This window comes from Candidatus Burkholderia verschuerenii (assembly GCF_001189365.1).
GTDB lineage: Bacteria > Pseudomonadota > Gammaproteobacteria > Burkholderiales > Burkholderiaceae > Caballeronia > Caballeronia verschuerenii.
This window is the reverse complement of the sequence record NZ_LFJJ01000312.1, coordinates 1-7185: the sequence shown is the minus strand read 5'-3', so window position 1 is coordinate 7185 and position 7185 is coordinate 1. Positions and strand designations below refer to the sequence as shown.

The 7185-nt window shown below is 64.6% G+C and carries 5 protein-coding genes, 1 pseudogene and 1 riboswitch; of the genes and pseudogenes, 3 read left to right on the top strand and 3 right to left on the bottom strand.

Translation table 11 applies throughout. The annotated features are described in order from the left end of the window. Positions 1-78: 78 nt before the first annotated feature. Entirely contained in the window at positions 79-945 is an 867-nt protein-coding gene (locus tag BVER_RS36615) for an ATP-binding protein (protein WP_440588110.1), read from the bottom strand. Further along, positions 831-2192 carry a PAS domain-containing sensor histidine kinase gene (locus BVER_RS36610; protein WP_440588109.1) on the bottom strand — a complete coding sequence of 454 codons (1362 nt, stop codon included), beginning with the start codon at positions 2190-2192 and terminating at the stop codon, positions 831-833. The genes BVER_RS36615 and BVER_RS36610 overlap by 115 nt, the downstream gene beginning before the upstream one ends. A gap of 305 nt (positions 2193-2497) precedes the next feature. Here BVER_RS36610 and BVER_RS28390 point away from each other — a divergent pair, with 305 nt between their 5' ends. Genes BVER_RS28390 through BVER_RS28380 form a run of 3 tightly spaced genes read left to right on the top strand, consistent with a single transcriptional unit; the run spans position 2498 to position 6530 of the window. Then, positions 2498-3634, top strand: a complete 1137-nt coding sequence (locus BVER_RS28390) for a metallophosphoesterase family protein (RefSeq protein WP_050456084.1) — start codon at positions 2498-2500, stop codon at positions 3632-3634. Next, positions 3631-6258, top strand: a complete 2628-nt coding sequence (locus BVER_RS28385; protein WP_050456083.1) for an AAA family ATPase — start codon at positions 3631-3633, stop codon at positions 6256-6258. The genes BVER_RS28390 and BVER_RS28385 overlap by 4 nt, the downstream gene beginning before the upstream one ends. 56 nt (positions 6259-6314) lie before the next feature. Then, positions 6315-6530, top strand: a complete 216-nt coding sequence (locus tag BVER_RS28380; protein ID WP_050456082.1) for a hypothetical protein — start codon at positions 6315-6317, stop codon at positions 6528-6530. On the opposite strand, the pseudogene crcB reads toward BVER_RS28380, so the two are convergent. Next, a pseudogene (crcB, locus tag BVER_RS28375) lies at positions 6527-6927 on the bottom strand (fluoride efflux transporter CrcB). The gene BVER_RS28380 and the pseudogene crcB overlap by 4 nt on opposite strands. A 58-nt stretch (positions 6928-6985) precedes the next feature. Next, positions 6986-7062: riboswitch (Fluoride riboswitch) on the bottom strand. Between the last annotated feature and the right edge of the window lie 123 nt (positions 7063-7185).

Genomic DNA, 7185 nt, shown 5'->3' with positions numbered 1-7185 from the left:
GGCGGGGTGGGTTATTTTTGCATGATCTGGCAAGCGTGTGCCCAAACCGGATACTCCGAGCCCTCGGTCCTCCAATCCTCAAACCAACGCATCCAACGCCTGCCTGATCGTCCTTGCAAGATCATCGAAGCTATAGGGCTTCTTCAGCAGCACGACGCCTTCGTCCAGCCGTCCTTCGTGAAAGATGATGTCGCGCGTATAGCCCGACGCGAACACCACGCGCGCATGGTACGGCGGCGCGCTCGCGATGCGCGCGAGTTCGTTGGCGCGGATGGTGCCGGGCATCACCACGTCGGTAAACAGCAGGTCGATATCGGCGTTCTGTTGCAGCGTCGCGAGCGCGGCGTCCGCGTCCTGCGCGGAAAGCACCTTGTAGCCGAGTTGCGCGAGCATGTCGATGGCCGCGAGCCGCACGTCGGCATCGTCCTCGACCATGAGCACGGTCTCGCCGCCTTTCGATGCGCGTGACCGCACCGTCTGCGTATCGCGCGATTCGGTCTGCGTGCAGCGCGGGAAGTACAGCGCCACCGTCGTGCCTTCGCCGAGCTTGGTTTGTACATCGACGCAGCCCGAACTCTGCGACACGAAGCCGAACACCATGCTCAGGCCGAGGCCCGTGCCCTGACCTTCGGCCTTGGTCGAATAGAACGGCTCGAACATGCGCGCTTTCACGCTCTCGGGCATTCCCGCGCCGTCGTCGGTGACGGCGAGCCGCACGTATTCGCCGGCGGGCAGCGCGAGGCCGGTTTTATCGCCGAGCGATGCATTGGTCACTTCGAGCTGAATGTGGCCGGTGCCGTCGATCGCATCGCGCGAGTTGATGACGAGATTCAGCAGCGCGTTTTCCAGTTGATGCCGGTCGACGAACAGATTCCACGCATCGCACGACACGGACGTGCGCAGCTTGACCGATTCGGGCAGCGCGCGCTGCAGGAAATCGCACATGTCCTCGACCAGCTTGCCCGGTTCGACGACAGCCGGATTGAGCGGCTGACGACGCGCGAAAGCCAGCATCTGCGACGCCAGCTTGCCGCCGCGCCGCCGATCGTATGCAGGCGGCGGATCAGGTCGGGATCGTCCTTGATCTTGAGTTCGATGAGTTGCAGATTCGCCGAGATGATCTGCAGCACGTTGTTGAAGTCGTGCGCGACGCCGCCCGTGAGATTGCCGATGGCCTCCAGCTTCTGCACCTGACGAAAGCGTTCCTCCGCCTCGACGCGCGCGGTCACCGCTTCGGCCACGCGTTCTTCGAGCGTCTGCGTCAGCTTGAGCAGCTTGTCCTCGGCGATCTTGCGTTCGTGAATATCGACCAGCACGCCCGGCAGACGCACCGGACGTCGATGGCTGTCGAACTCGCAGCGTCCGCTCGACAGTGCCCAGCGATACGTCCCGTCCGGCATGCGCAGACGGAACTCGATCTCGTGGCGTCCGTCGCCGCTGCACGATGCCGCGCTCATCGCATCGCGCAGGCGTTGTCTGTCGTCGGGATGCACGCGCGCGGCGAGCGCATCGAACAGAAAGTTGTCTTCGGGCTGATCGGCCAGCGAGAAGGTCTTGATAAAGCGCTCGTCGCCGCTGAAGCGGTCGGCGTTCACGTCCCATGCCCAGGTGCCCAGCACGAAGCCCGAACTGAGCGCGAGTTGCAGCCGCCGGTTGGCTTCGCGAAAGGCGCGTTCGGCGGCATCGCGGCGTTCTTCGGCGAGCACCTTGCCGGTCGTCTCGAACACGATGGAGATGACGCCCGCGGGCTTGCCGTCGTCGTCGGCGAGCGGACTGTAATGGAGGTCCATGTACACGTCCTCGGGCAGCCCGCTGCGATGCAGCGTCAGACGCAGATCGGAGTACGACAGCGTCGCGCCCGACAGGCACGTATCGACCACGTTGCGATTGAACTCGGCGATTTCCGGCCAGCCTTCCTCGACCGGTTTGCCGAGCAGGAACGGATGCCGCCCGCCCGCGAAAACCGAGTAGGCGTCGTTGTAGATCATCGTGCCGGGGCGGCCCCACAACATGACGATCGGCACGGGCGAGGCGAGCAGCATTTGCACGGTGGCGCGCAGGCTCTTCGACCACTGGCCGATGGGCCCGAGCGCGGTGTCCGACCAGTCGAAGCCGGCGATACGCCGGGCCATCTCGCCTGACCATCCTTCGCAACCGTATGACTCCTCGGGCCAAATCGTTTCGAGTTTCATCGCGCGGGTATGAGGTTGAAGGCGCCGCGCAATATAGCGACGCGACGACACATGTGACTTCGATCCGAACCAGTATGTTAGTTCAATGCGTGGCGCGGCGACATGAGCGGCCCGGGCGGCGAACGTCCGCGAACGGGTCATGAAACGTCCCGATTGCATGATCGAATCGACGTGCGGCGCGTAGCCGGTTGATGTTTCTGTGCGCGTTGCGGCTCGCTTTTCGAATCGATGGCGCGATGAAGCGGCTCTGTTAGAATCGAACGCTTTCGCGCGAACATAAAACACGAGAACGGTAAGGACCGAGGATGAGATTCCTGCATACCGCAGACTGGCAAATAGGCACGCAATTCGGACAGTTCACGGCCGAAGAAGCGGCTCATCTGACCGAGGCGCGCTTCGAAACGGTGAGGCGCATCGCCACGCTCGCGACCGAACGAAACGTCGACGCGATCCTGGTCGCGGGCGACGTGTTCGATCAGCAGACCGTTTCGGACACCGTGATCCGCAAGCTGTTCGCGGTGCTCGTGGGCTTCGCGGGACCGTGGTTCATGCTGCCCGGCAATCACGATGCCGCGCTCGCCGAAAGCGTCTGGACGCGCGCGATGCGCCTGAACTGCGTGCCCGTCAACGTGAGGCTGCTGCTCGAACCGGGCGTCATGACGCTCGACGATGCGCGCCTCGCGCTGCTGCATGCGCCGCTCACTCAGCGCAACACCTACGACGACACCACCGAATTCTTCGATCGTATCGAGACGCCGGCGGAACTGTTCCGCATCGGCATCGCGCATGGCAGCGTGAGCGGGATTTTGCAGGAAGGCATCGACTCCGCGAATCCGCTCGCGCCGACGCGCGCCGAGACCGCGCGGCTCGACTATCTCGCGCTCGGCGACTGGCACGGCGTTTACGAAGTGAACCCGCGCATCTGGTATGCGGGCACGCCGGAGCAGGATCGCTTTCGCGCGAACGAGCCGGGTTATGTGCTCGACGTGACGATCGACGCACCGGGCGATGTTCCCGCAGTCGAGCGCGTGCGCGTTGGCAAATATCGCTGGAGGGACTGGATGCCGGAAATCGCCGTATCGAGCGATGTCGACATGCTGCGTCAGCAGTTGCACGCGCTCGACGCCAGCGATGTATTGCGCATTCGCGTGACGGGCAGCGCCGCGCTCGCGGAGGCCGAAGCGCTGCATGTCGCCATCGAGGAAGCGCGGGCGCGCGTGCGGGCCTTGCGGGCATCGACGAGCGAACTCAAGGTGTTGCCGACCGAGGAAGACCTGGCCGCGCTCGGCGCGCGCAGCGGTTATCTCGCCAATGTGGTCACGCGTCTGCGCGAGTTGCAGGCGGACGAAGCGACTGCGGCGGCGGCATCGGAAGCCTTGCTGCTGCTGGCGGGTTTTCAGCGCGATGGTCGCAACGATCGAAACGAAGCGGGGGCCGCGTGATTCTCGAAAGCATCGCCATTCAGGATTTCCGCAAGCTCGCGGACAAGCTCGTGATCGACCGCTTCGAGCCGGGGCTGAACATCATCGCCGGGCCGAACGAGGCGGGCAAAAGCACCATCGCCGAAGCAATTCGCACGGTGTTTCTGGAACGCTACAAGGTCTCGACGCTCGGCGCGATCGTGCCCGCGCATCGTCCGGACGGGCAGCCAACGGTCGAGGTGAAGTTCAGCGTCGACGGCGTGCCGCATGTGCTCAAGAAGTCTTTCGTGCGCAAGAGCCGCTGCGAGTTGCGGATCGGCACGCAAAGCTTCGCCGAGGACGAAGCCGAAGAAAAGCTCGCCGAACTGCTCGGCTTTTCGCGCAGCGAACGCGGCGCGAGCAAGCCGGAACACGCGGGCATTCCGGGCTTGCTGTGGGTGCGTCAGGGTCAGACGGACAAGGTCCGCGATTCGGGCGGCCACGCGTTCGGCTATGTTCGCGATGCGCTGTCGCAGCTCTCGGGTGGCGATGCATCGGGCGGCGAGGACGGGTTGATTCGCGCGGTGTCGGCGGAACGCGGCAAGCTGCTGACGAAGACATCGAAGACGACCGGCGCGCTCGCGCAGACCGAAACGGAACTCGCGGCCAAGCGGCGCGACCGCGATGCGCTGAGCGAATCCAAGCTCGCGTTCGATGAAGACATTAACCGTCTCGCGTCGCTGCAAGCCGAACACGACGACGCGAAGCGCAAGAAGCCGTGGGAAGCGCTCGAGCAGAAAGCGGCGCTGGCGCAGGAGCGCGCGAAGGCATCGGCCGAACTCGAACGCGTGCAGCGCGATCTGTTGCAGCAGCGCGAGCTCGTGCAATCGCAGCACGCGAATCTGATGCAGCAGGAACAGGCCGCGCGCGATCTCGAACAGGCTGTCGACCGCGATCGCCGCGCGTTGCAGACCGCGCAGGCGACGGTCGCGGAAGCGAGCGACGCTCATCAACGCGCATCGCTCGCGGTTGCGGATGCGCAGAAGCGTCACGACGAATCACACGCCGCGCACGAGCTCGCGAATGCGGCCGTGACCGCGAGCGATCTCGATCAGCACGCGAAGCTGTATCGCGCCGATATCGCCTGTCTCGACGATGCGCTCACCCGCGCCAACACCGCGAACGCGGATATCCACGCGTTGACGGAACAGGCCGCGCGCGTCGAAATCGATGCGAAGAAACTGAAGCGTCTGCGCGTGCTGGCGGAAACGATGCTGCCTTTGCTGGCGCGCAAGGACGCGGCGTTGACGCGCATCGAGTATCGGCTGAGCTGCGCGATCACGGTCGATGGCGTGACGCTCAAAGGCAGCGGCGAACTGCTGCTGGAAAGCGAGAAGACGCTGAATTTGCCGGGCCTCGGCGAGCTGATCATCAAGCCGGGCGAATCGGACTTGTCCGCGCTGATCGATCAATTGCGCGCACTTGAAAGCGAGCACGCGCGCCTGCTGCTCGAACTGGGCGTATCGAGCGTCGCCGATGCGAACCTGCGCCATGAAAAGTGGCAGCAACTGACGGCCGAAAAAGCGACGCACGCGCGCATGCTGGAGCATCACGCGCCGAAGGGCATCGAGAGTTTGCGCGATGAACTTGTGCAGGCGCGCGCGCGTCTCGCCGCCACCGACGAGCGTCGCGCGAAGCTGCCGGATGTCGCGCATGCGCTGCCGCTCGCCGATGCCAAAAGCGCGTTCGATACGGCGCGCATCGCGCTGGAAAATGCGCGCGCGGCGCAAGTGGGCGCATCGGAGAAGAAGGCCAATGCATCGGCGGGCGAACAGGCCGTGCGCGAACGGCTCGGCGCCAACGAAGCGCGTCTCGCGGACCCGGCGTTCGTGCGCGATCGCGAGGTGCGTCAGGTGCAATTCGTCGAGAAAGACACACTGCTGAAGGGCTACGCGCGCGAACTCGACGAATGCGGCAAGAAGCTTAGCGCCGCGCAACTCGACGATCCGGCGGCGGAGGCAAAGCGCTACGCGAAGTCGGCGGATATCTTGCGGCAAGAGCAGGCCGACCGGCAGAACCGCATCGCGCAGTTGCGCGGCAGTCTCGAAGCGCGCGGCGCGGAAGGCATCGGCGAAAAGCTCGCGCTGGCCGAGGCATCGGTCGAGCAGATCGATCGACGTCACCAGCAATTGCGCTTGCGCGCGGATGCGCTCGATCTGCTCGAATCCGTGCTCGTCAAGGAACGCGATACGGCCATCGCCACGCTGCGTGCGCCGCTCACGCAACGGCTCGGGCTCTATCTGAAGCGCGTGTTTCCGGCTGGCGAACTGTCGGTCGATGACGGCTTGACGCCGGTGTCGCTCGCGCGCGGCGAGCAGCCCGAAACGCTCGATTCGCTGAGCTTCGGCACGCAGGAGCAACTGGGCATTCTCGCGCGGCTCGCGTATGCGGATTTGCTGCAGGCGGCGGGCCGCCCGACGCTGCTGCTCTTCGACGACGCAGTCGTCCATACCGACGACGCGCGTCGCGAAGGCATCAAGCGCGCGCTGCTCGAAGCGGCCAAGCGGCATCAGATTCTGGTGCTGACGTGTCATCCGATGCATTGGGACGACCTCGGCGTGAAGCAGCGTCATCTCGCCGATTTGCAGGCGGCGTCGCGTGCATGACGCGGCGCGGCTTATGCTGATCGTCGATATGACCATCGACCGCGAAAGGTGACGACATGACCCGCGTGACGCTGCTTCACAACGATGACGAAACGCTCGATCCCGCCGATTCGTCCTTGCGCGCCCGAGGTCCGCTCAAGATCGACGGGCACGAGCGCGGCACATGGGAAGCGCATCGCGACGGGCGCTGGACGGCGCTGCTCGACGGCGCGTCGATCGAGGCGTCGTCGAAGGATGCGTTGATCGCACAGATCGAAACGCGCGTGGTTTAGAGCGTGATGGAACGCGACAGCCGCGCGATGCCCGCGACGGTCGCGATGCCGAGCGCGGTCATCGCCAGCGACGAGGCGAGATGAATGCCGACTTCGCCGATCGCCCAGCCGTATTTGCCTTGCTGAAGGTTCGCGACGACTTCCGCCGAAAACGACGAGAACGTGGAAAGTCCGCCCATCATCCGGTGATGACAAACAGCCGCCATTCGATGGCGATAGACGGCAGCCGCGCGAAGAACGCGATCGCCACGCCGATCACATAACCGGCGATGACATTGGCCGCCAGCGTGCCGAGCGGCAGATCGGGAAACAGCGCGTTGAGTTGCAGGCCGAGCACCCAGCGCAGCAGCGAGCCGAGCGCGCCGCCGATACCGACGGCAAGAATGGAAGGGAACATCCGATGAGCCTCCGTTGAACATGACGGCGCGCAAGGCAAGCGTAAGAACGCGCCTTGCGTGTGGGTAGGCATCATCGGCTTATCGAGGAGCGGTTAGCGGGAGACCCTCAGGAGAATGCCATCTCCTATCGACAAATTCTAAGTGCGCCGGTAGACCGGCAAGGAGTAGGTGGTGAAAGTCCACTGCGATGAAGGAGTAGCGAACCACATCGGCCCCGAGCCGTGCGCAGGTCACCGCGAGGTGATCGGCGAAGCGTC